We start from the raw sequence: 22,257 nt of genomic DNA, 5'->3' as shown, positions 1-22,257 counted from the left end.
CCCCCGAGGACCTTCCATGTCCCCCACCCGCGAGAACGTCGTCCGCATCATGCCGGACATCGCCAACGAAGCCCGTCCCGTCGCCGCCGGCCAGCTGGCCTGGGTGGGCATGGGCGAGATCGAGGCGCCGGTCCGCATCGCCTCGCCCGAAGGCGGCGAGACCGTGGCGGCGGCGCGCGTCAATGCCTTCGTCAACCTGCACCGTCCCGATGTGCGTGGCATCCACATGTCGCGGCTGTACCTGCACATCGACCGCCACCTTGGCGCCGAGCCCCTGAGCGCCGCCTCGCTGCGCCGCCTGCTGCGCGACTTCCTCGACTCGCATGCCGAGCTCTCGGACCGGGCGATGGTGGAGCTGCGCTTCGACTACCTCGTGCGCCGCAAGGCCCTCATCAGCGACAACACCGGCTGGAAAGCCTATCCGGTGACGGTGGCCGCCACCCTCGACCGCACGGGCTTCGAGCTCGAGCTCGGGGTCCGCGTGGCCTATTCCAGCACCTGCCCCTGCTCGGCAGCGCTGGCCCGCCAGCTCATCCAGGAACAGTTCCGCCAGGATTTCGGCACCGACCGTCCGCTGGATCCGGACGCGGTGCTGCGCTGGCTCGGTTCCGAGCAGGGCATCGTCGCCACCCCGCACAGCCAGCGCAGCCATGCCGACGTGAAGGTGCGGCTCTCGCCCCATGCCGCCGAACTGCCGGTGATCGATCTCGTGGACACCATCGAGGGCGCGCTCAAGACCCCGGTGCAGACGGCGGTGAAGCGCGAGGACGAGCAGGCCTTCGCCCGGCTCAACGGCCAGAACCTGATGTTCTGCGAAGATGCCGCCCGGCGCATGCAGGCGGCACTCAATGCCGACGAGCGCGTGACCGATTTCTGGATCCGCGCCTCGCACTTCGAGAGCCTGCACCCGCACGACGCCGTGGCGGTGGCGGTCAAGGGTGTCGAGGGCGGCTACGGCCCGCGCGGCTGAGCCCTTTCAGGGCACCGGATCGTAGCCACCCGGGTGCAGCGGGTGGCAGCGGCACAGCCGCTTCGTTCCCAGCCACACGCCGTGCAGCGTGCCGTGCTTCTGCACCGCCTCGTACATGTACATCGAGCAGCTGGGGTGGAAGCGGCAGTGCTGGCCGAGCAGCGGGCTGACGAAGCGCTTGTAGCCACGCAGGCTGGCGAGGATCAGGCGTTGCACGGAAGCGGGCGAGGGCGGCGGAAGGCGGGTTGCCCCGCGGGTGCCGACAGGCTATAACACGCCGCCCGAACGGCTCAACGACTCCAGAGGACACTCGTGGCTGCCAAGAAACCCGCGAAGAAGGCCGCCAAGGCACCGGCGAAGAAGGCCAGTGCCGTTGGCAAGGTGGCGAAGGCCGTAGGCAAGGTGGCCCGCGCGGTGAAGAAGGCGGTCTCCGCCCCGGTGAAGAAGGCCGCGGCCAAGTCCGCCGCCAAGCCCGCGGCGAAGCCGGCCGCGAAGGCCGCGAAGCCGGCAGCGAAGAAGGCGGCGAAGCCCGCTGCCAGGCCCGGCAAGGCCCCCGCGGCGAAGCCGGCCGCGAAGGCTGCGAAGCCGGTGGCGAAGAAGGCGGCGAAGCCCGCCGCCAGCCCTGCCAAGGCCCCTGTGGCGAAGCCGGCCGCGAAGGTCACGAAACCGGCCACGCCCAAGGCGCCCCCGGCAAAGCCCGAAGCGGCAGGCAGTCCGGCCGCCGCCGCGCCGAAGCCGCCGCTCGTCCGGGCCCCCGAATCCACGTCGCCGCCCTCCAGGGCGCCGGCCCGTTCCACCGACTCCCGTGCCACGGGTGCCCGCGCCGGCTACGTCAAGCCGGAGCGGCCCCGCGAAGAACCCAAGCGACCCGCCCCCGTGATCGAACGCGTCACCCTCCCGGCCGGCTACAAGCCCTCGCCGACCGAGGAGTACATGAATCCCTACCAGCTCGAATACTTCCGCCAGAAGCTCCTGGCCTGGCGCCAGGAACTGGTGGAGGAGTCGCAGCAGACCATCGAGAACCTCAAGGACGAGGTGCGCGACGTCGGCGACGAGGCCGAGCGTGCCACCCGCGAGACCGAGAACGCGCTGGAGCTCCGCACCCGCGACCGCTACCGCAAGCTGATCAACAAGATCGACAGCACCCTGCGCCGGCTGGAGGAGGGTGACTACGGCTACTGCGTGGACACCGGCGAGCCGATCGGCCTCGAACGCCTCGAGGCCCGGCCCACCGCCGAGCGCACCCTGGATGCCCAGGAGCGCTGGGAGCACATGCAAAGGCAGATGGGCGACTGAAACGCCCCGGCCGGCGCTCGTCAGCGGGCGCTGGCGTTCGCCGCCGAGTCGAGGAAGCGCCACGCCTGCCGTGGCGCTTCGTTTTCCACCCGGTCGAACAGCCGCTCGCGCAGCAGGTGGATGGGCATCGAGCCCTCGCGCAGCACGCGGTCGTGGAACTCGCGCTCGCTCCAGCCGCCCTGCCGCACCCGTTCCTCGTGCAGGGCACGGAACTGCCAGCCACCCACCAGATAGGCCACCTGGTAGAGCGGGCCATAGTCGCCGGCGATCGAGCGGCGCACCTCGGCGCGGGCGTTCTCCGGCTCGTGGCCCACGCGTTCCACCAGCAGGCGCACTGCCTCTTCCGGGCTCATGCGGCCAGACTGGATTCCCAGCGAAAAGAGGATGCGGGCGGCGCGGTGGCTGCGCCAGAACAGCATGCCCACGCGGTCCTCGGGTGTTGTGGCGAAGCCGAGATCGTAGAGCCGGAGCTCCCAGTACAGCGCCCAGCCCTCGTCCCAGAACGGCGAGCCGAAGCCCTCGCGGTGGCGGGCATGGCGCTGGGCATGCCAGTACTGCAGGTGGTGGCCGGGGACGAGTTCGTGGTGCACTACGGCCCGGGAGAAATGCCGGTTGTTGCCGCGGATGGCATTGAGCTTGCGTTCGTGCGGCATGCCGGCGGCCGGGTAGGCCACCCAGACGTCGCGGCCGCCGAGGAAGAAGGGCGCCTGCAGCTGCCACTCCGGCGAGAGCATGTTCATGCGCCAGCCGCGGCGGGTGCCGGGCGGCACGCTCACGAGGTCGTGCGCCTCGAGGAAGGCCATCGCCTCGTCGGCGAGTTCCACCACCAGGGCGGGCTGGCCGCCGGGGGGCAGCTGCACCTGCTTCACCCGCTCGATGGCCTCGCGCCAGTCGCGGGCGCCCATCTCGCGGGCCGCCTTCTCCAGTTCGGCGCGGCACCAGGCCAGTTCGCGCTCGGCCGCGGCCATCAGCTCGGCGGGCGAGTAGGGAATGCCCTCGGCGCGCAGGGCGCGGACGATGGCCGCATCGCCGATCGGATCGGCGCTCAGGGCCTCGGCGCCGCTGCCGCCGCCCAGGGTCTCGCGCAGCAGGCTGATGTGCTTGCCGAGCTGTTCGTCCAGGGCCTTGTAGGGCGCGTCCACCCACCAGCCGAACTCCGGGTCGAAGCCGGCCTGGTGGGCCTGCCAGTCGGCCAGGGCGCGCTTCAGCGCCTCGGCATGCTGGGCGGCGCGCAGGGCGAGGGTGGGCGAGGGCGGCGTCTTGGCCTGCGACAGGGCGGCATGGGCCTCGGCCAGCTGGAGGCGGGCCGCTTCGAGGGTGTCGGCGGCGGCGCGCCCCTCGGCCTGTCGGAGGTCGCGCCGCGCTTCGAGCAGGGCCACGAGGGCCTCATAGCCGGGCAGCAGGGGGCGGATGGCCTCGAAGCGCTCGCGCTCGAAGGTCTCGGCCTCGAGGGCGAGGGCGATGTCGCGTTGCAGCAGCAGGCGGTCGAGGCGGTCGTCCTGCGAGAGCCCGTCGCTGGGGAGAGCCTCGAGCGTGCGCTGCCAGGAGATGAGCAGCGCGTGGCGCAGGGCATTCCGGCGCGGGGCGAAGAGCGGATCGCTGGCGGCGTCGGCCAGGGCCCGCACGTGTTCGAGCGTGCGGCGGTCGGCGCGGTAGCGTTCCACCAGTGGCCGCAGCCGCGATCCGGCCTCCATGGGCAGGGCCTCGAGCGGCGGCGCGGCGAAGCCCGCCTGCGTGCCCTCGGCGGCCTCCGGTATCGCGGCGAGCAGGGGGCCGGCCAGCGGCAGCAGGGCGGCGAGTGTGAGCGGCAGCCGGGCGCGGCGCGGGAGGGTGGGTTTCTGGGAAGGGCTCACGTGGGCTCCATGGCCCGCCGGGCCTGGTCCTGGATGAAGGCGAGCAGGGCGGCGAGCCCGTTGCTGCGGGTGGGCGAGAGGTGCCTGGAAAGCCCGATGGCAGCGATGTAGTCGGGCGTGGTGGCGAGGATCTCGGCGGCGCTGCGCCCCGAGTAGACGCGCAGGGCGAGGAACACCAGCCCGGAAACGATCGCAGAATCGCTGATGGCATGGAAATCGAGCCGCGCCGCATCACCGCGGGCCACGATCCAGACCCGGGACTGGCAGCCCTGCAGGCGGTGCTCCTCGGTCTTCCAGGCCTCCGGCAGGTCGGGCAGCTTGCGCCCGAGGTCGATCAGGTACTGGTAGCGCTCCGACCAGTCGCCAAAGAAGCCGAACTCCTCGGCGATGGCGGCCTGGGCCTCGGCAGCCGAGGCCTCCATCGGGAAGGGCGAGGCGGGGATCGGCGGGCAATCCGTGCTCATGCCCGCTTCCTCGACCAGCGCACGCCCTGCGGGGTGTCCTCGAGCACGATGCCGGCCGCGGCGAGTTCCGCGCGGATGGCATCGGCCCGGGCGAAATCGCGGGCCTGCTTCGCCGCCGTGCGTTCCGCCACCAGGGCCTCGATCCGGGCCTCGTCCCCGTCCCCGGCGCCGTGGCCGAACCAGGCGGCCGGCGCCTGCTGCAGAAGGCCGAGGGCGGCGCCGGCGCCCAGCAGCCGGGCCTTGGCCGTGCGCGCCCGGGCGGCGGCCTCGGCCCTGGCCAGGCCTTCCGGAGCCTGCGCCCAGTCGCGCTGGGCGGCCCTGGCCTCGCCGGCCAGCCGCGAGAGCTCGGCGAGTGCTGCCGGGGTGTTGAGGTCGTCGGCCAGCGCCAGTTCTACGCTCTCCGGCAGTTCCGGGGCGGCGGCGATGGCCTCGAGGTCACGCAGGGTGCCGTAGAGCCGGTCGAGGGTGTGGATGCTCTGCTCGATCAGCGCCGCCGACCAGTCCAGCGGCTGGCGGTAGTGCGCCGAGAGCAGGGCATAGCGCAGGGCCTCGGCCGGATACTCGCGCAGCAGCTCGTGCACGGTACGGATGTTGCCCACCGACTTCGACATCTTGCTGCCATCGAAGGTCAGCATGCCGTTGTGCAGCCACCAGCGGGCGAAGGTGGCGCCGTTCGCACACTGACTCTGGGCGATCTCGTTCTCGTGGTGCGGGAACTGCAGGTCCACGCCGCCGGCATGGATGTCGATGGTGTCGCCGAAATGGGCATGGCACATCGCCGAGCATTCGATGTGCCAGCCCGGCCGGCCGCGGCCCCAGGGCGAGTCCCAGCCCGGCAGTTCCGGCGGCGAGGGCTTCCAGAGCACGAAATCGCCCGGCTCGCGCTTGTAGGGCGCCACTTCGACCCGGGCCCCGGCCAGCATCTCGTCCGGGCTGCGGCGGGAGAGGGCGCCGTACTGCGGGAAGGTGGAGACCTGGAACAGCACGTGGCCTTCGGCGGCATAGGCATGGCCGCGGGCGATCAGGCGCTCGATCATCGCGATGATGTCGGCGATGTGGTGGGTGGCATGCGGCTCGAGATCCGGCAGCTTCACCCCGAGGGCGCCCATGTCCTCGCGGTAGATCCGGGCGTACTTCTCGGTGATGGCGCTGATCGGCACGCCCTGTTCCAGCGCCGACTGGTTGATCTTGTCGTCGATGTCGGTGATGTTCCGGGCATAGACGAGCTTCGGGAAGTGCCGCCGCAGCAGGTCGGCCAGCACGCCGAACACCACCGGGCCGCGGGCATTGCCGATGTGGGCGTAGTGGTAGACCGTGGGGCCGCAGACGTACATGGTCACGCGGTCCGGATGGGCGGGCTTGAACTCCTCGACCTGGCGCGAGAGGCTGTTGAAAAGGCGGATCGGCACGGGCGCGGCCCCTGTCTGAACAGGCCGTGGAGTGTAGCAACGCACCCGGTGCGCTTAACGGAAATCTTAGGCCGGGGTTCAGGCGCCCGGTGCTGCAATCGAGGCCATCCGATCCCCGTGGAGCCTCCGATGATCCGACGCCCGATCCATGGCCTCGCCCTCCTCGCGCTCGCCGCCGCCGGCTCCGTTCCGGCGCAGTACCGGGGCGAGGCGGTTCCGGTGGCCGCTTCCGGATCCGAGAACGTCACCTATGCCTACGCCCAGGTCACCCGCGTCGATCCGGTCTACGAGACCGTCCGCACCCGGGTGCCGGAAGAGCGCTGCGATGGCGAACCCGTGCGTGATGGCGGCGACCCCACCGGCGGCACGGTGATCGGCGCGATCGCCGGCGCCGCCCTCGGCAACCAGGTGGGCAAGGGCGACGGGCGCAAGGCCGCCACCGTGGCCGGCGCCATCGTCGGCGGCGCCATCGGCCGCAATATCGACCGCAATGACGGCTCGGCGAGCCGTGGCGGCTGCCGCATCGTCGAGGTCGAGCGCGAATCCCGCCGCGTGGCCTCCTACGACGTGGAATACGTGCACCAGGGCAAGACCTACATGTCGCGCCTGCCCTACGACCCGGGCGACCGCCTGCGGGTACGGGTGTCCGTCACTCCGGTGGACGAGGGCATCGGCTACCGCTGATGCCGGGTGCCCGCCCGGGCAGTCCCGGCGCGGGCCGGTTCCCGGCGCTTGCATGAGCGGCCCGGCTCTGCGACCCTAGACCCCATGACGACTTTCCTGCCCGCCTCCGGCGTCCTGACCTCGGCCTATATGGCCGCGGGCATGACCTCGCGCGCGCGCCGACCGGAAGCCCACGTTCCCGCTGGGTAACCGGTCCGTTTCGTTTTCCTGAAACCACCAACGCCCAGCCTCGTGCTGGGCGTTGGTGTTTTGCGTTCCTGCATTCTTGCCCCTCGATCCGATACCCCTGGAGCCCCACCCGATGAAGCACTTCCTGAACACCCAGGACTGGTCCCGCGCCGAGCTCGATGCCCTGCTCGACGAGGCCGCGGCCTTCAAGGCCTCGAAGTTCGGCCAGCAGATGGCCGGCAAGAGCATCGCCCTGGTGTTCTTCAACCCCTCGCTGCGCACCCGCACCAGCTTCGAGATCGGGGCCCGCCAGCTGGGGGGGCATGCCGTGGTGCTGGCGCCGGGCAAGGATGCCTGGCCGATCGAGTTCGAGCTGGGCACGGTGATGGACGGGGAGGCCGAGGAGCACATCGCCGAGGTGGCGCGGGTGCTCTCCCGCTACGTCGACCTGATCGGCGTGCGCGCCTTCCCGAAGTTCGTCGACTGGTCGGTGGACCGGCAGGACCGGGTGCTGATGGGCTTCGCGAAGTACGCCACGGTGCCGGTGATCAACCTCGAGACCATCACCCACCCCTGCCAGGAACTGGCGCATGCCCTGGCCTTGCGCGAGCGCTTCGGCAAGGACCTGCGCGGCCGCAAGTACGTGCTGACCTGGACCTACCACCCCAAGGCCCTGAACACCGCCGTGGCCAACTCGGCCCTCACCATCGCCACGCGGCTCGGCATGGACGTGACCCTGCTGTGCCCGAACCAGCAGTACCTGCTCGACGAGCGCTACATGGACTGGGCGAGGCAGAACGTGGCCGAGAGCGGCGGTTCGCTCACGGTCTCGCATGACATCGACGCGGCCTACCGGGATGCCGACGTGGTCTATGCCAAGAGCTGGGGCGCCCTGCCTTTCTTCGGTAACTGGGAGGCGGAGAAACCCCTGCGCGACCAGTACAAGCACTTCATCGTCGATGAGCGGAAGATGGCGCTCACCCGCGATGGCGGAAAAGGCCTCTTCTCGCACTGCCTGCCGTTGCGCCGCAACGTCAAGGCCACCGACGGGGTGATGGATTCGCCGAACTGCATCGCCATCGATGAGGCAGAGAACCGACTGCACGTGCAGAAAGCGGTGATGGCCCGTCTCTTGCGGGGCTGATCCGCGGGGGCAGGCGTCGGCGTAGGCCGCCGGCCTGCGATACGTGCCCCCACTCCCCTCACTCTCTCCTTTCCCCTCTTTTCTCTCTCCTCTCCACTTTTTCCTCCCCACGCCCATGACCAAGAAAATCGTCCTCGCCTTTTCCGGCGGCCTCGATACCAGCTTCTGTGTGCCCTACCTGCAGGAACGCGGCTGGGAAGTGCATACCGTGTTCGCCGATACCGGCGGCGTGGATGCCAAGGAGAAGGCCTGGATCGAGGCGCGCGCCCACGAGCTGAAGGTGGCGAGTCACGTCACCGTCGATGGCGGTCCGGCCATCTGGGCCGGCTTCGTCAAGCCCTTCATCTGGGCCGGCGAGCCCTATCAGGGCCAGTACCCGCTGCTGGTCTCCGACCGTTATCTGATCGTCGAGGCGGCGCTGAAGCGTTGCGCCGAGCTGGGCACCCGGGCCATCGCGCATGGTTGCACCGGCATGGGCAATGACCAGGTGCGCTTCGATCTCGCGATCAAGGCGCTGGGCGATTACGAGATCGTGGCGCCGATCCGCGAGATCCAGAAGGAGCACAAGGAGGTTCGCGCTTACGAGCAGGCGTATCTGGAGGCCCGCGGCTTTGGCGTGCGCGCCAAGCAGAAGAGCTACACGATCAATGAGAACCTGCTGGGCGTGACCATGAGCGGCGGCGAGATCGACCGCTGGGAAGCGCCGGGCCCGGGCGCCAGGGGCTGGTGCGCGCCGCGCAGCGAGTGGCCGACCACGCCATTGGCGCTGACGCTGGGCTTCGAGAAGGGCGAGGCGGTCTCGCTGAACGGCGAGGCCCTGCCGGGCCATGTGATCCTGGCCCGGCTCAATGCGGCGCTGGCGCCCTATGGCGTGGGCCGGGGGCTCTACACCGGCGATACGACCATCGGACTCAAGGGCCGGATCATCTACGAGGCTCCGGGCCTCGTGGCCCTGCTCACCGCGCACCGGGCGCTGGAGGAGGCCGTGCTGACCAAGCAGCAGAACCGCTTCAAGCCGGAGATCGGCCGCAAGTGGACCGAGCTGGTCTACGAGGGCTTCTTCCACGACCCGCTGAAGACCGATCTCGAGGCCTTCCTCGCCTCCTCGCAGCGCATGGTCAACGGCACCGTGACCCTGCGCACCGAGGGCGGCCGGGTGGATGCGGTGGCCATCCAGTCGCCGCACATTCTCAATGCCAAGGGCGCGACCTATGCGCAGGCCGCCGACTGGGGCGTGGCCGAGGCCGAGGGCTTCATCCGCCTTTATGGCATGAGCAGCACGCTGTGGGCCGAGGTGAACCGGTGAGCGAGGCCCTTGCCAGCACGCTGACACACCTCGAGGCCCTGGTCGGCTTCGATACCCGCAATCCGCCGCGGGCCATCGGCACGGGGGGAATGTTCGACTACCTCAAGGCGAACCTGCCGGGCTTCCGCTTCGAGCTCACCGACTTCGGCGCCGGCGCAGTGGCCCTGCTGGCCGTGCGCAGCAGCCCGCGCCGTCTGTTCAACGTGCACATGGACACCGTGCCGGACTCCCCGGCCTGGACGGCCAGCCCGCATGTCTTGCGCGTGACGCCCGACCGCGCCATCGGCCTTGGCGCCTGCGACATCAAGGGCGCCGCGGCGGCCATGCTGACGGCGGCGGCCTGCACCACCGGGGATGCGGCCTTTCTGTTCACCACCGACGAGGAGGCCAATGATGCCCGCTGCATCGCCGGCTTCCTTGCCCAGGGGCACGGATTTTCCGAAGCCATCGTGGCCGAACCGACGCACTGCGAGGCGGTGCTGGCGCACCGCGGCATCGCCTCGGTGCTGATGAAGTTTCAGGGCCAGGCCGGCCATGCCTCGGCGGCGAATGCGCTGAAACTCTCGGCCCTGCACCAGGCCATCCACTGGGGCGAAGCCGCGCTGGCCTTCGTGGAATCGCAGGCGCACCAGCGCTTTGGCGGTCTTACCGGCCTGCGCTTCAACATCGGCCGCATCGAGGGCGGCATCAAGGCGAACATGATCGCGCCGAGCGCCGAGCTGCGCTTCGGCTTCCGGCCGCTGCCCTCGATGGACACGGCGCATCTGCATGCGCACTTCCGGAGCCTTGCCGATCCGGCCGCACTGGCGCACTACGAGCCGACCTTCTTCGGCCCTCCGCTGCCGGCCGGCGACGTGGCCGCGGCCGAATCGAAGCGGCTTGCCGCCCGCGATCTCGCCGATGGGCTCGGCCTGCCCATCGGCAATGCCGTGGACTTCTGGACCGAGGCCAGCCTGTTCTCGCAGGCCGGCATGACGGCCTTCGTGTTCGGCCCCGGCGACATCGCCCAGGCCCACACCGCCGACGAGTGGGTCGCCCTCGACCAGCTCGCTACCTACACCGACCACCTGATCCGCCTGCTTTCCCGCCATGACTGACCTGCGCACCACCATCGTCCGCCTGCTGTCCAACATGGCGAGCGCGAAGGAAATCCAGCAGTACCTGAAGCGTTTCAGCGCCGTGGACGCCACCCGCTTCGCCGTGGTGAAGGTGGGCGGCGCCATTCTGCGTGACGACCTGGAGTCGCTCGTATCCTCGCTGTCCTTCCTCCAGCAGGTAGGACTGACGCCGGTGGTGATCCACGGCGCCGGTCCACAGCTCGACGAGGAGATGGCGGCGGCGGGCATCCCGAAGCAGGTGGTGGATGGTCTGCGGGTGACTCCGCCGGAGGTGCTGGCCGTGGTGCGCCGCGTGCTGGTGCGCGAGAACCTGCGCCTCGTCGATGCCCTGCAGGAGGCCGGCGTGCGCGCCACCTCGATCCAGACCGGCGTGTTCGAGGCCGAACTCGTCGACCGCGAGCGCCTGGGCCTGGTCGGCGAGGTGGTGCGGGTCGAGCGCGAAGGCGTGGTGGCGGCGATCCACGCCAACTCCATCCCGGTGATCTGCTCGCTCGGCGAGACGAAGGACGGCCAGATCGTCAACATCAATGCCGACTGGGCCGCCAACGAGCTGGTGAAGACCCTGCAGCCCTACAAGATCATCTTCCTCACCGGCACCGGCGGCCTCCTGGACGGGGAGGGCAGGCTGATCGACTCGATCAACCTCAGTACCGAGCGCGAACGCCTGATGGCCGCGCCCTGGCTCACCGGCGGGATGCGGGTGAAGATCGAGCAGATCGCCGATCTCCTCGATGCCCTGCCGCCGTCTTCGTCGGTGTCGATCACCCGGCCGGACGAGCTCGCCAAGGAGCTGTTCACGCACCGCGGCTCGGGCACCCTGGTGCGTCGCGGCGAGGCGATCCATGTCTACCGGTGCTGGGAAGCGCTCGATCTTCCACGGCTTCGCGCCCTGATCGAATCCGGCTTTGGCCGGGCGCTGACCGCGGATTACTTCGAGCGCACCCGGCCATGGCGGGTCTATGTCTCGGCGAACTACCGCGCGGCCCTCGTGCTGACCGAGGAGGAGGGCATTCCGCATCTCGACAAGTTCGCCGTGGCCGAGGACGCCAAGGGAGAGGGCCTCGGCCGTGCCGCCTGGGAGGTGATGCGGGCGGAGACGCCACGCCTGTTCTGGCGTTCGCGCAGCACCAATCCGATCAACGAGTTCTATTTCGAGCAGAGCGATGGTGCGCTGAAGGGCGATCCGTGGACGGTGTTCTGGTACGGGCTGGAGCATTTCGACGAAATCCGCTTCGCCGTCGAGCATTGCCGCACCCGCCCCGCCACCCTGAAGCTGGGGGCGGCGGCATGAGCCGGATCCGGATCGGCCTCATCGGCGCACGGGGCCATGTGGGCAGCGAACTGATCCGCCTGCTGGCCCGGCACCCGGCCTTCGAGATCGCTTTCGTCTCCTCGCGCGAGCGTGCCGGGCAACCCCTGTCCGGGCACGAGCCGGCCTACCGTGGGGACCTGTGCTATTCCGCCCTCGATGCCGGGGCGGTGGCGGCGAGCGGCGTCGATGCGGTGGTGCTCGGGCTTCCCAATGGCCTGGCGGCTCCCTATGTCGCCGCGGTCGAGGCCATGGCCCCGGGCATGGTCCTCGTCGATCTCTCGGCCGATTTCCGTTTCGATGCGGGCTGGGCCTATGGCCTGCCGGAGCGGAACCGGGCCGCACTCGCCGGCGCAAGGCGCATCAGCAACCCGGGCTGCTACGCCACGGCCATGCAGCTGGCGCTGGCGCCGGTGCTCGATCTCCTCGATGGACCGGCCCAGTGCTTCGGTGTCTCCGGCTACAGCGGTGCTGGCACCACGCCCAGCGAGCGGAACGATCCGGCCAGATTGCGCGACAACCTCATGCCCTATTCGCTGGTGGGCCACGTGCATGAGCGCGAGGTGACACGCCACCTCGGGCATGCCGTGGAGTTCCTGCCGCACGTGGCGCCGCATTTCCGCGGCATCACGATGACGGTCAACGCGCATCTGCACACCTCCATCGGCCTCGATGCCCTGCGGGCGCGCTATGCCGCGGCCTATGCCGGCGAGCCCCTGGTCCGGCTGGTGGACGAGGCGCCCTGGGTCTCGCGGATCGCTGGCCGCCACGGCGTGGAGATCGGTGGCCTGGCACTCTCGGCGGATGGACGGCGGATGGTGGTGGTGGCTACCCTCGACAACCTGTTGAAGGGCGCAGCCACGCAGGCCCTGCAGAACCTCAACCTGGCCTTCGGCCAGCCGGAGACCTCGGGTATCCCGCAGGAGGACGCATGAGCGGCGTGCTATGGGCCAAGCCGGGCATCGACATCGATGCCGACATCCAGCGCTTCTGTGCTGGCGACGACGTGGTGCTCGACCGCGAGTTCATCCGTTACGACATCCGCGCCAGCGCCGCCCATGCCGAGGGCCTGCGCAACATCGGCGTGCTCGACGAGCGGGAATGCGCCTCCCTGCTGGCCGAACTGGAGCGCCTGGATGCCGACGTGGCCGAAGGCCGCTTCCTGCTCGATGCGCCCTTCGAGGACATGCACTCGGCCATCGAGGCGCGGCTGATCGAGCGCCTGGGTGATGTCGGCAAGAAGATCCACACCGGGCGCAGCCGCAATGACCAGGTGCTGGTGGCCTCGCGGCTGTGGCTGCGCGACCGCCTGCGGCATGCCGAGGCGCTCTGCCTCGAGGTGGTGGAAGTGGCCCTGCTGCGCGCCGAGCGCGAGCAGCACCTGCCGCTGCCGGGCTATACGCATCTGCAGCGGGCCATGGTGAGCAGCGCGGCGATGTGGTGGGCGGGCTTCGCCGAGGCCTTCCTCGATGATGCCGAGCGCCTGCGCGCCACCACCCGCTGGATCGATGCCAATCCGCTCGGCTCGGCCGCGGGCTACGGGGTGAACCTGCCGCTCGACCGCGACCACACCACCGCGGCGCTCGGCTTCGGCCGCCTGCAGGTGGCCGCCACCTACGCCCAGCTCTCGCGCGGCAAGTTCGAACTGGCGGCGCTGGAGGCCCTGGGCTCGGCCCTGCTCGACCTGCGCCGCCTGGCCTGGGACCTCTCGCTGTTCACCAGCGCCGAGTTCCGTTTCGTCAGCCTGCCGGCGAAGTACACCACCGGCAGCTCGCTGATGCCGAACAAGCGCAATCCCGACGTGGTGGAACTGATGCGCGGCGCTTACGCCTCGGTGGCCGCGGCCAAGATCGAGGTAGAACAGCTGCTCAGCCTGCCGTCGGGCTACCACCGCGACCTGCAGTTCTCCAAGGGCGCACTGGTGCATGGCTTCGGCCGCGGGCTGGCGGCGCTTGGCCTGCTGCCCGGCCTGCTGCGCGAGCTGCTGTGGATCGAGGACCGCATGCGCGCGGCCATCGAGCCGTCGATGTACGCCACCGATCTCGCCGTGGAGCTGGCGGCCTCGGGCCAGCCCTTCCGCGACGCCTACCGCGAGGCGGCGAACCCGGCGCGCTGGGCCGAGCGCGACCCGCAGGCCAGCCTGAGGGCACGCACCTCGCCGGGCGCGGCGGGCGACCTGCAGCTCGGCGTGCTGGCCGCCCGCTGGGAAGCGATGAAGCAGGGCTGAAGGCCAGCGCTGCTTCCATTGCCCTGGACTGCCCCTGCCCGTGCTCAGGCACGGGGCAGGGGGGATGGCTCAGGGACGCGGCGGCGTGGTTTCGCCGGAGGTTTCGGGAGTGGCGGCCGGCGTTTCCGGCAGCGGTGCCGGGGGCGCTTCGGCGGCGGCCTGGGCTGCCGGTGCGGGCGCGGGTTCCGGCAGGGGGGCGAGGGCGCCGAGCAGGTCGGCCTGCCGCGGCAGCGCCGCAGGGGCCGCGGCCTCCAGGCTGGCCGGGGCGGTGGCCGCCTCCTCCGTGGCAGGGGCCGGCGGTTCCGCGGGAATGGCGGCCGGGGCCGGTTCCGCCGGAGCAGGGGCCACCACGGGAGCCGGAGCCGGTTCCACCGGGGCCGCGGTGGCCGCAGGCGGCGGCAGGTCCTCGAAATCGCTCTCGGCCACCGTCAGCACGGCGGCAGCGGCCGCCGGCAGGCTGGCCGGACGCAGCGCCTCGGCCTGGCCTTCGTCTTCCTCGGCGCCGTCCTCGTCCTCGTGCAGCGCGGTCGCCAGCGCCCCCTCGGCCGTGGCGCCTTCGCCATTGCCGCGGCGACGGCGGCGGCCGCCCCGGCGGCCACGCCGGCGCTTGCCGCTGGCCTGGGCTTCGCTGCTGCCCTCCGCCGTCCCGGCCTCGCCGGCCATGGCCTCGGCCGCCGCCGTGGTGCTGGCCTGGGGAGGCATGCCCTCGGCTTCCGGGCTGGCGGCCGGAGACGGGGCCGGGGAGGCTGCGGTTTCACCCGCCGGGGTGGAGGCCGCGGTGGCTGCCGGTGCGGCAGCGGCGCGCTCGCGCGCCTCCTGCTGGCGGCGGGCCTGTTCGGCCTTGCGCGCCTCGGCCTTCTCGGCCTCGCGGCGCTGCTGCTCTTCACGGCGCTGCTGCTTTTCCAGCCGGCGCTGTTCTTCCAGACGGCGCTGCTCCTCGATGCGCTTCTGCTCTTCCGGGCTGCGTTCGGGCTTGCCGTTGCGCTCCTTGCGGCCGCGTTCACCGCGTTCCTGGCGCGGGCCGCGCTCGGTCCGGCTGCCACGCTCCTCGCGCTTGGGCCGCCCGGTCTGGGACTCGCCGGCTGGCGGGGCCGCCGGCGTGGCGGGGGCTTCGCCGGCATCGCCGGTGAAGACCGAGAGCAGGCGGCTCCAGAAGCCCCGCTTTGCCGAGGCCGGGGCCGGGGCTGCGGACGGCGGCGCCGCGGCCGGAGCGGGGGCAGCGGCCTCCTCGCCCTCGAAGGTCTGCACCGGGCGGCTCGGCATCGGCTGCGCCGGCTGCACCTTGGTCACTGCCGGCGCGGGCGGGATGTTGAGCTGGTTCTTGGTGAGGGCATGCACCTCGAGGCGGCGCGGCACGGTGCGCTGGTAGCTGGGGCGCGAGCTCTCCTCGCCCAGCTCGCTCTCGCGGATGCGTACCACGTTGTAATGCGGCGTCTCCAGCGAGGGATCGGCGACGATGACGATCGGGGCGTCGTGGCGCTGCTCGATCTCGATCAGGGCGCGGCGCTTCTCGTTCGAGAGGTAGTTGGCGATCTGCGCGGGCACCTGCACCAGCACCTGGCCGGTGTTCTCCTTCATCGCATGCTCTTCCACCACGCGCAGGATGGAGAGCGACAGCGATTCGACGCTGCGCACCCGGCCATGGCCGCTGCAGCGCGGGCAGACCATCTGGCTGCTCTCCCCGAGGCTGGGGCGCAGGCGCTGGCGGCTCATCTCCAGCAGGCCGAAGCGCGAGATGCGGCCGATCTGCACCCGGGCGCGGTCGTGCTTCAGGGCCTGGGCGAGGCGCTCCTCGACCTGGCGCTGGGCCTTGCTCGAGCCCATGTCGATGAAGTCGATGACCACGAGGCCGCCGAGGTCGCGCAGGCGCAGCTGCCTTGCCACCTCGTCGGCCGCCTCGAGGTTGGTCTGCAGGGCCGTCTCCTCGATGTCGCCGCCCTTGGTGGCACGGGCCGAGTTCACGTCGATGGCGGTGAGGGCCTCGGTCTGGTCGATCACCAGGGCGCCGCCCGAGGGCAGGCGCACGTTACGCTCGTAGGCGTTCTCGATCTGCGACTCGATCTGGAAGCGGTTGAACAGCGGGATCGGGTCTTTGTAGAGCTTGAGCTTGCGCAGGGCGTTCGGCATCACCTGCTGCATGAACTCACGCGCTTCTTCGTACATCGGCTCGGTATCGACGAGGATCTCGCCGATGTCGTTGCGCAGGTAGTCGCGCAGGGCGCGCACGATCAGCCGCGATTCCTGGTAGATCAGGAAGGGCGCCGGCTTCGAGAGCGCGGCCTCGCAGATGGCGCGCCAGACCTGCAGCAGGTAGTTGAGGTCCCACTGCAGTTCCTCGGCATCGCGGCCGACACCGGCGGTGCGGATGATGACCCCCATGTCCTCGGGGATGCTGATGGCATCGAGGGCCTCCTTCAGGGCCTGCCGGTCCTCGCCCTCGATGCGGCGCGACACCCCGCCGGCGTTCGGCGAGTTCGGCATCAGCACCATGTAGCGGCCGGCCAGCGAGATGAAGGTGGTGAGGGCGGCGCCCTTGTTGCCGCGCTCCTCCTTGTCCACCTGCACCACCACCTCCTGGCCCTCGCGCAGGCATTCCCTGATCGAGTTCTTGTCGGGGTGGGTGCCGGGCTGGAAGTACTCGCGGGCGATCTCCTTCAGCGGCAGGAAGCCGTGGCGCTCGACGCCGTACTCGACGAAGGCGGCCTCGAGGGAGGGTTCGAGGCGGGTGATGCGGCCCTTGTAGATGTTGGACTTGCGCTGTTCCTTGGCCGACTGCTCGATGTCGATGTCGTACAGGGTCTGCCCGTCCACGATCGCCACGCGCAGTTCTTCGGCCTGCGTGGCATTGATCAGCATCCGCTTCATTGTTCAGGTTCCTCACGCGCTCTACCGCGAGGAACGCCGGCTCGGGGCCCGTCATCCGGCGCTGCGGGGCAGCGCCTGGCACCTTGTCCAGCGCGTCGGACCGTCGGGCCGGGCCCGCGGGAGCGCTACTTGGTATTCCATGGTTCCGGCCCCCGCCCCCGCGGGGACGGCACCGGTGCTAGCCGCCTGGCCGTCGGGCTGACCCTCGGGGCAGATGGGCAGGGGCGGGTTTGCCCGCGCGAAAGTCGCTAACATGATCGCCCCCGTGGGGCGTGGTCGCGTTTCGGCGGGAACTCCCGGGAGGGGGCTTTCGGCCAACTCCCAAGCGAATCAGAACCTTAGCCTGCGCGCGGACTTTAACAGATGCGCCCCGGCCCGCCCAGCCCATCGGTTTCGCCCATGAATGAGCCTTCAGGCGGCGTGCGTCTCGTCCGGGTTCCGGACGACCGCGACGGCCAGCGTCTCGACAACTTCCTGCTCGGCCAGCTCAAGGGGGCGCCGCGTTCGGTCGTCTACAAGATCGTGCGCTCGGGCCAGGTGCGGGTGAACGGGGGCCGCGCCAGGCCCGAGACCCGGCTGAGCGGCGGCGACGAGGTGCGCATCCCGCCGGTGCGGCTCGCCCCGGAGGGCGAGGCCAAGGCGCCCCCCCGCGGCCTTTTGGACCGGCTGGCGGCCAGCATCGTCTTCGAGGACCGGGCCATCCTCGTCCTCAACAAGCCCGCCGGGATTGCCGCGCACGGTGGATCGGGGGTGGGCTTCGGGGTGATCGAGGGCCTGCGCGCCCTGCGGCCGGGGCAGACGCTCGAACTCGTGCACCGCCTCGACCGCGATACCTCGGGCGTCATCGTGCTGGCGAAGAAGCGCTCGGCCCTGCTGGAACTGCAGGCCCTGATGCGCGGCGGGGAGGACGACGAAGGCCCGGGCAAGCGCTACCTCGCCCTGCTGGTCGGTCGGGTGCCGGATGGCACGCTCACCGTCGATGCCCCGCTCAGGAAGTCGGTGCTGCAGGGGGGCGAGCGCATGGTGCGGGTCGATCCGGCGGGCAAGCCCTCGGTGAGCCACATCCGGGTGCTGGAGCGACGCGGCGGCCACAGCTTCTGCGAGATCCGCATCGAGACCGGGCGCACCCACCAGATCCGCGTGCATGCGGCCCATATCGGGCATCCGGTGGCGGGCGATCCGAAGTACGGCGACCGGGAGGCCAACAGGCGGCTGGCCGAGCAGGCCGGGCTGAAGCGCCTGTTCCTGCATGCCGCCTCGATGGAGTTCGCGCTCGAGGGGGGGGCGAAACCCTATCTCGTGACGGCGCCGCTGGGCGAGGAACTGCGGACGGTGCTCGACCGCCTGGCCTGAACCTCCGGATGCCCGCCGCGCCGGGGCCCTGGCTCAGCCGCCCTGCAGCAGGGCCTCGGCCTTGGCCGCGCAGATGAAGTCGTTGAGCGAGAGCCCGCCCACGTCGTGGGTGGAGTAGCGCACCACGCAGCGGTTGTAGTGCACGCCGAGGTCGGGATGGTGGTCCTCGGCATGGGCCACGAAGGCCAGGGCGTTCACGAAGGCCATCGTCCGGTAGTAGTCGTCGAAGCGGAAGGTCTTGTGGATGGCCTTGCCGTCCTCGATGCGCATCCAGCCCTCGGGCAGCAGGGCGAGCAGCTCGGCCACGCGTTCGTTCGGCAACTGGTGCTCGAGGCCGCGGAGCGGGGTGCAGCGGGCGCGGCAGAGGTCGTCGAAGGTCTTCATGTCGGTCTCCGGTCGAGGGCGCCTAGAATAGCGGCCATGATCCAGATCACCGAATCCGCCCAGACCCATTTCCGCCATTTGCTGCAGACCCAGGGGGGCGATGCCATCGGCATCCGGCTCTCGGCCCTGCATGCCGGCACGCCGCGTGCCGATGTGCGGCTCGAGTTCGCCGAGCGGGGCGACCTCGATGGCAACGAATGGGCGGTGGACTGCGAGGGCTTCACCCTGTTCGTGGACGGCGACAGCGCCCGTTACCTCGAGGGCGCGGAGATCGATTACCGCCGCCATGCCACCGGGGGCGAACTCAACATCCGTGCGCCGCGGCTCAAGGGGCAGGCCCCGGCCGAGGGCGCCAGCCTGCCGGAGCGGGTGCGCTGGCTGCTGGACAACGAGATCAACCCGCAGCTCGCGGCACACAAGGGCCATGTCCGGCTCGATTCCATCACCGCCGACAATGTGGTGCTGCTGCGCTTCGGCGGTGGCTGCCATGGCTGCGGCATGGCCGATGTCACGCTCAAGCAGGGCATCGAGAAGACGCTGATGGCCAGGCTGCCGGAGATCCGCGCGGTGCGCGACGCCACCGACCACAGCACCGGTGATGCCCCCTACATCCCCCGCTGAGCAGCCATCCGCCCGCTGAACGGGCGGCGCGGCGGGGCAGGGACTTTAACCCGGGCTTACGAGGCGGCTCGCCAGCATCGCCGCTTTCGAATCACGGCGAGGCGGCATGCGGGACGAGGGCAGGACGTTCTCTTTCAGGCGCAGCATTGCCCTGGCCGTGACACTCGGCCTGCATGCCGGTGCGCTGCTGCTGCTCACCCGCCCCCTGCCGCCGGAGCCTGCGGGGCAGGCGGTGGTCGATCCGGTCCCGGGGGACGACTGGGTGGCCGTCGAGATCGGGCCATGGGACGAGCCGCCACCGCGCAGTGCTCCAGCCCTTCCGGTGGTCAGCACCGGCGCGGGCCGTCCTGCGGCCCGTTCGCGGCCAGAGCGACGCACGCGCGTGCCGGCGGCACTGGTGCGCAGCGTCGCATCGCCGCCAGTGCAGGCCCCCGGGACCGCCGACGCCGCGGGAGATCCTGGTGCCCTGCGTCCCGGGCAGGGACTGCGGGCGCACGACGGCATGGCGCGGCCGCAGCTGCCCTACGAGCCGCTCTACGGCGGCGGGCCCAAGGCCGCGACGGCGGACTTCCACACCCCGGGCGACGGCAGCGAGGACGACGTGTTCTACCGCCCGCCTGCCCTGGAACCTCGGACGACACGTTTCGCCAAGGCCTGGCGGGGCGATGCCACTCTCCTGGACGAATGGCTGGGGACATTGATCGAGGCCACCTCGGGCGAGGTGAGCGTGCCGCTCAATCCGAAGTTCAACCTGGTATGCCGCGGCAGTCTCGCCGGCCTGGGCGGCGAATGCCGGATCCTCCGCAATGCCGGCAGCGGCGTGATCGTCGAGCGTCCTCCACCCGCGCCCTGGGAGCGCTCCACCCGGGTGCAGTGCGCGGAACTTCGGGCGCAGCTCGCCAATGCCGCCGACGAGGAGTCCCTGCTGCACCTGCTGGAGCGTCTCTCGGCGCTGTGCACCGGAAACGGAGAAGCCCGGCGCGAGGCCGGGCTTCCCGTCGAGCGCTGAGGGCCTGTACGGCCGGATCAGCGCGAGTACTTGTAGACCTGCACCGCCTCGCGCTGCGCCGCAAGATAGGCGGCGATGTTGGCGATGTCGGCATCGCTCAGCTGGTTGGTGCCCTCGGGACCGACCTGGGCATTCATCAGCACGTTGACGCGGGCGCCGGAACGGTAGTCCTTCAGCGCTTTTTCGAGATAGTCGGCGTACTGGCCGGCGAGCAGGGGCGTGTTGCCGTCGATCGACTTGCTGCCCCCCTCGAGATGGCAGCTGGCGCAGCTCTGGCCGCCTTCCGGGGTGGCCTCGAAACGCTGCTGGCCGGCGGCGGCATTGCCGCGCGGGCCGCCCACGGCGAGCGCGCTGCCGGCGAACAGGGTGGCGAGGGCGAGGACGAGGATCTTCTGGCTCATGGGGCGCGGTTCCTTGCTCACTGGGCCTTGCGGGAGGCGAGGTAGGCCGCGAGGTCGGCCAGATCCTGCTCGGAGAAGCTGCTGGCCTGCGCCGACATGGTCGGGTGCTGGCGGTCGCCGTTGCGGTAGGCCTTGAGGGCGTTCAGCAGATAGCCTTCGTTCTGGCCGGCGATCTTCGGCACGCGGTAGCTCGGGTAGGCATTCTTGTAGTCGGGAATGCCATGGCAGCCCGCGCAGGTGTAGGCGAGGGTCTTGCCGTTCTCGGCATTGCCGGCGGCCTGGGCCGGGGACAGCAGCAGCGCAAGCGCGGCGCCGGTGAAGGCGGGCAGGAGTCGACGCATCAGACGATCCAGGGAAAGGGTGGGAAGTCGCGGCGGGAGTATAGCCGCCGCCCGCCGCGCTGCGACAGCCTGCGTTCCTCACGGCCCCGGCACGAGGTCATGCTGACTCTTGGCATATGCGGCCCGGGCAGGGTGGGGATTAGTGTTGTATCAAACCAGCACACCTGACCCGATCATGAACCGTTCCGTCCGTCCTGCCACGTCTTCCCGCCTGCTGCTCGCTGCCGCACTGGGCCTCTCCCTGGTGCTCGCGGCCTGCGCGAAGGGGGGGAAGGAGGAAGCCGCGGGCGAGGCGGCAGGCGAGACCCGCTCCGGGCGCCCGGGAGGGAAGCCGGGGGCGGCCGATCCGGTGCCGGTCGAGGTGGTGCCCGCCACCACGCGCCGCATCGCTGCCCGTTACACCGGCACGGCCAACCTCGAGGTGCCGGCCGATGCCCAGGTGGTCGCCAAGACCAGCGGCGTGCTGCTGCGCGTGTTCGTGGAAGAGGGCGACCCGGTGCGGGCCGGGCAGGTGCTGGCCCAGCTCGACCCCGAGCGGCCGCGGCTGGAGCTGGCGCGTGCCGAGGCCACGTTGCGCCGGCTGGAAAGCAACTTTGCCCGTTCGAAGGAACTGTTCGAGCGCAAGCTGGTGAGCGCCGAGGCCAACGAACAGCTGCGCTACGAGTATGAGTCGGCCAAGGCGGCCTATGAGCTGGCGAAACTGGAGCTGAGCTACACCACCATCACCGCGCCGATCTCCGGCGTGGTGGCGCAGCGCCTGGCCAAGCCGGGCAACCTGATCACGGTGAATGCGCCGCTCTACCGCATCGTCGACAACTCGCGGCTCGAGGCCGTGCTCAACGTGCCGGAGCGTGAGCTCGCCACCATGCGCCCGGGGCTGCCGATCCGCATGGCGGTGGACGCCCTGCCCGGACAGGCCTTCGAGGGTGTGGTGGACCGGGTGAGCCCGGTGGTCGATTCGCAGACCGGCACCTTCCGTGTGGTCGGGGTGTTCCGCGACCAGCCGCAGCTGCGCCCCGGCATGTTCGGCCGGCTTGCCATCGTCTATGACGAGCGCGAGGCCGCGCTGACGGTGCCGCGCGAGGCGCTGGCGGAATCGGCCGGTGAATCGGCGGTGTTCGTGGTGAAGGACGGCAGGGCCGAGCGGCGCGTGCTGCGCCTCGGCTACGTGAATGGCGAGTATGCCGAGGTGCTGGAAGGCCTGGCGCCGGGCGAGCCGGTGGTCACCCAGGGCCGCATCGCGGTACGCGACGGAGTGCCGGTGGAGGTGCTGAACGCCGCGGCACTGGCGGCCAAGGGGGCCGTGGCCGGCAGCGACGCCACCACGCCCTGAGG

21 protein-coding genes are annotated in these 22,257 nt (G+C 70.7%); 13 read left to right on the top strand and 8 right to left on the bottom strand.

All coding sequences use genetic code 11. From position 1 onward, the window contains the following. Window positions 1-16 precede the first annotated feature (16 nt). Entirely contained in the window at window positions 17-970 is a 954-nt protein-coding gene (gene folE2, locus G408_RS0101280; protein ID WP_037411712.1) for a GTP cyclohydrolase FolE2, read from the top strand. A 6-nt stretch (window positions 971-976) separates the two neighbouring features. Here the strand turns inward: folE2 and yidD are convergent, their stop codons facing one another. Next, the gene (gene yidD / locus G408_RS0101275) at window positions 977-1,186 is read right to left on the bottom strand and encodes a membrane protein insertion efficiency factor YidD (RefSeq protein WP_028769615.1); all 210 of its coding nucleotides are present in this window, start codon (window positions 1,184-1,186) and stop codon (window positions 977-979) included. 165 nt (window positions 1,187-1,351) lie between these two features. On the opposite strand from yidD, the gene dksA reads away from it, so the two are divergent. Then, window positions 1,352-2,266 (top strand): RNA polymerase-binding protein DksA, encoded by a 915-nt coding sequence (gene dksA, locus G408_RS14980; protein WP_425423332.1) that lies wholly within the window; start codon window positions 1,352-1,354, stop codon window positions 2,264-2,266. Between the two features lie 20 nt (window positions 2,267-2,286). On the opposite strand, the gene G408_RS12510 is transcribed toward dksA, so the two are convergent. Genes G408_RS12510 through cysS form a run of 3 tightly spaced genes read right to left on the bottom strand, consistent with a single transcriptional unit; the run spans window position 2,287 to window position 5,992 of the window. Beyond that, complete coding sequence (locus tag G408_RS12510; RefSeq protein WP_051282476.1) at window positions 2,287-4,119, bottom strand: DUF885 family protein; 1,833 nt, start codon at window positions 4,117-4,119, stop codon at window positions 2,287-2,289. Continuing rightward, entirely contained in the window at window positions 4,116-4,583 is a 468-nt protein-coding gene (locus G408_RS0101255) for a SufE family protein (protein WP_028769613.1), read from the bottom strand. The genes G408_RS12510 and G408_RS0101255 overlap by 4 nt, the downstream gene beginning before the upstream one ends. Continuing rightward, on the bottom strand, window positions 4,580-5,992 hold the full coding sequence (gene cysS, locus G408_RS0101250) for a cysteine--tRNA ligase (RefSeq protein WP_028769612.1): 1,413 nt from the start codon (window positions 5,990-5,992) through the stop codon (window positions 4,580-4,582). The genes G408_RS0101255 and cysS overlap by 4 nt, the downstream gene beginning before the upstream one ends. Before the next feature lie 129 nt (window positions 5,993-6,121). Here cysS and G408_RS0101245 point away from each other — a divergent pair, with 129 nt between their 5' ends. The 7 genes from G408_RS0101245 to argH all read left to right on the top strand — a co-directional run bounded on the left by G408_RS0101245 (window position 6,122) and on the right by argH (window position 13,948). Next, window positions 6,122-6,676 carry a glycine zipper 2TM domain-containing protein gene (locus G408_RS0101245; protein WP_028769611.1) on the top strand — a complete coding sequence of 185 codons (555 nt, stop codon included), beginning with the start codon at window positions 6,122-6,124 and terminating at the stop codon, window positions 6,674-6,676. A 301-nt stretch (window positions 6,677-6,977) separates the two neighbouring features. Then, on the top strand, window positions 6,978-7,988 hold the full coding sequence (locus G408_RS0101235; protein ID WP_037411709.1) for an N-acetylornithine carbamoyltransferase: 1,011 nt from the start codon (window positions 6,978-6,980) through the stop codon (window positions 7,986-7,988). A gap of 115 nt (window positions 7,989-8,103) precedes the next feature. Further along, entirely contained in the window at window positions 8,104-9,294 is a 1,191-nt protein-coding gene (locus G408_RS0101230) for an argininosuccinate synthase (protein WP_028769609.1), read from the top strand. Further along, a complete protein-coding gene (locus G408_RS0101225; RefSeq protein ID WP_028769608.1) occupies window positions 9,291-10,391 on the top strand; it encodes an acetylornithine deacetylase in 1,101 nt (366 codons plus the stop codon). The genes G408_RS0101230 and G408_RS0101225 overlap by 4 nt, the downstream gene beginning before the upstream one ends. After that, window positions 10,384-11,703 carry an acetylglutamate kinase gene (locus tag G408_RS0101220; protein WP_028769607.1) on the top strand — a complete coding sequence of 440 codons (1,320 nt, stop codon included), beginning with the start codon at window positions 10,384-10,386 and terminating at the stop codon, window positions 11,701-11,703. The genes G408_RS0101225 and G408_RS0101220 overlap by 8 nt, the downstream gene beginning before the upstream one ends. Further along, the gene (argC, locus tag G408_RS0101215) at window positions 11,700-12,656 is read left to right on the top strand and encodes an N-acetyl-gamma-glutamyl-phosphate reductase (RefSeq protein ID WP_028769606.1); all 957 of its coding nucleotides are present in this window, start codon (window positions 11,700-11,702) and stop codon (window positions 12,654-12,656) included. The genes G408_RS0101220 and argC overlap by 4 nt, the downstream gene beginning before the upstream one ends. Next, a complete protein-coding gene (argH, locus tag G408_RS0101210) occupies window positions 12,653-13,948 on the top strand; it encodes an argininosuccinate lyase (protein ID WP_028769605.1) in 1,296 nt (431 codons plus the stop codon). Before argC ends, argH begins: the two co-directional genes overlap by 4 nt. A 69-nt stretch (window positions 13,949-14,017) precedes the next feature. Here argH and G408_RS12505 read toward each other — a convergent pair whose 3' ends face one another. Further along, window positions 14,018-16,813 carry an Rne/Rng family ribonuclease gene (locus G408_RS12505; RefSeq protein WP_084628001.1) on the bottom strand — a complete coding sequence of 932 codons (2,796 nt, stop codon included), beginning with the start codon at window positions 16,811-16,813 and terminating at the stop codon, window positions 14,018-14,020. A gap of 363 nt (window positions 16,814-17,176) precedes the next feature. Between G408_RS12505 and G408_RS0101200 the strand changes: the two genes are divergently transcribed. Next, window positions 17,177-18,166 carry an RluA family pseudouridine synthase gene (locus G408_RS0101200; RefSeq protein ID WP_425423329.1) on the top strand — a complete coding sequence of 330 codons (990 nt, stop codon included), beginning with the start codon at window positions 17,177-17,179 and terminating at the stop codon, window positions 18,164-18,166. Between the two features lie 33 nt (window positions 18,167-18,199). On the opposite strand, the gene G408_RS0101195 is transcribed toward G408_RS0101200, so the two are convergent. Next, complete coding sequence (locus G408_RS0101195; protein ID WP_028769603.1) at window positions 18,200-18,550, bottom strand: 4a-hydroxytetrahydrobiopterin dehydratase; 351 nt, start codon at window positions 18,548-18,550, stop codon at window positions 18,200-18,202. Window positions 18,551-18,586: 36 nt separating this feature from the next. Here G408_RS0101195 and G408_RS0101190 point away from each other — a divergent pair, with 36 nt between their 5' ends. Together G408_RS0101190 and G408_RS0101185 are read left to right on the top strand one after the other, a co-directional pair. Further along, entirely contained in the window at window positions 18,587-19,171 is a 585-nt protein-coding gene (locus tag G408_RS0101190) for an NfuA family Fe-S biogenesis protein (protein ID WP_028769602.1), read from the top strand. 157 nt (window positions 19,172-19,328) lie between these two features. Continuing rightward, window positions 19,329-20,180, top strand: coding sequence for a hypothetical protein (locus tag G408_RS0101185; protein ID WP_156890022.1), 852 nt, complete (start codon window positions 19,329-19,331; stop codon window positions 20,178-20,180). A gap of 17 nt (window positions 20,181-20,197) precedes the next feature. Here G408_RS0101185 and G408_RS0101180 read toward each other — a convergent pair whose 3' ends face one another. Together G408_RS0101180 and G408_RS0101175 are read right to left on the bottom strand one after the other, a co-directional pair. Next, the gene (locus tag G408_RS0101180) at window positions 20,198-20,581 is read right to left on the bottom strand and encodes a c-type cytochrome (protein WP_028769600.1); all 384 of its coding nucleotides are present in this window, start codon (window positions 20,579-20,581) and stop codon (window positions 20,198-20,200) included. A gap of 17 nt (window positions 20,582-20,598) precedes the next feature. Beyond that, entirely contained in the window at window positions 20,599-20,877 is a 279-nt protein-coding gene (locus tag G408_RS0101175; RefSeq protein ID WP_028769599.1) for a c-type cytochrome, read from the bottom strand. Window positions 20,878-21,097: 220 nt separating this feature from the next. Between G408_RS0101175 and G408_RS0101170 the strand changes: the two genes are divergently transcribed. Further along, window positions 21,098-22,255, top strand: coding sequence for an efflux RND transporter periplasmic adaptor subunit (locus G408_RS0101170; RefSeq protein ID WP_028769598.1), 1,158 nt, complete (start codon window positions 21,098-21,100; stop codon window positions 22,253-22,255). The last annotated feature ends 2 nt before the right edge of the window (window positions 22,256-22,257 follow it).

Origin of the sequence: Silanimonas lenta DSM 16282 (assembly GCF_000429065.1) — a bacterium.
Lineage (GTDB): Bacteria > Pseudomonadota > Gammaproteobacteria > Xanthomonadales > Xanthomonadaceae > Silanimonas > Silanimonas lenta.
This window is presented reverse-complemented; position numbering and strand designations above follow the sequence as displayed.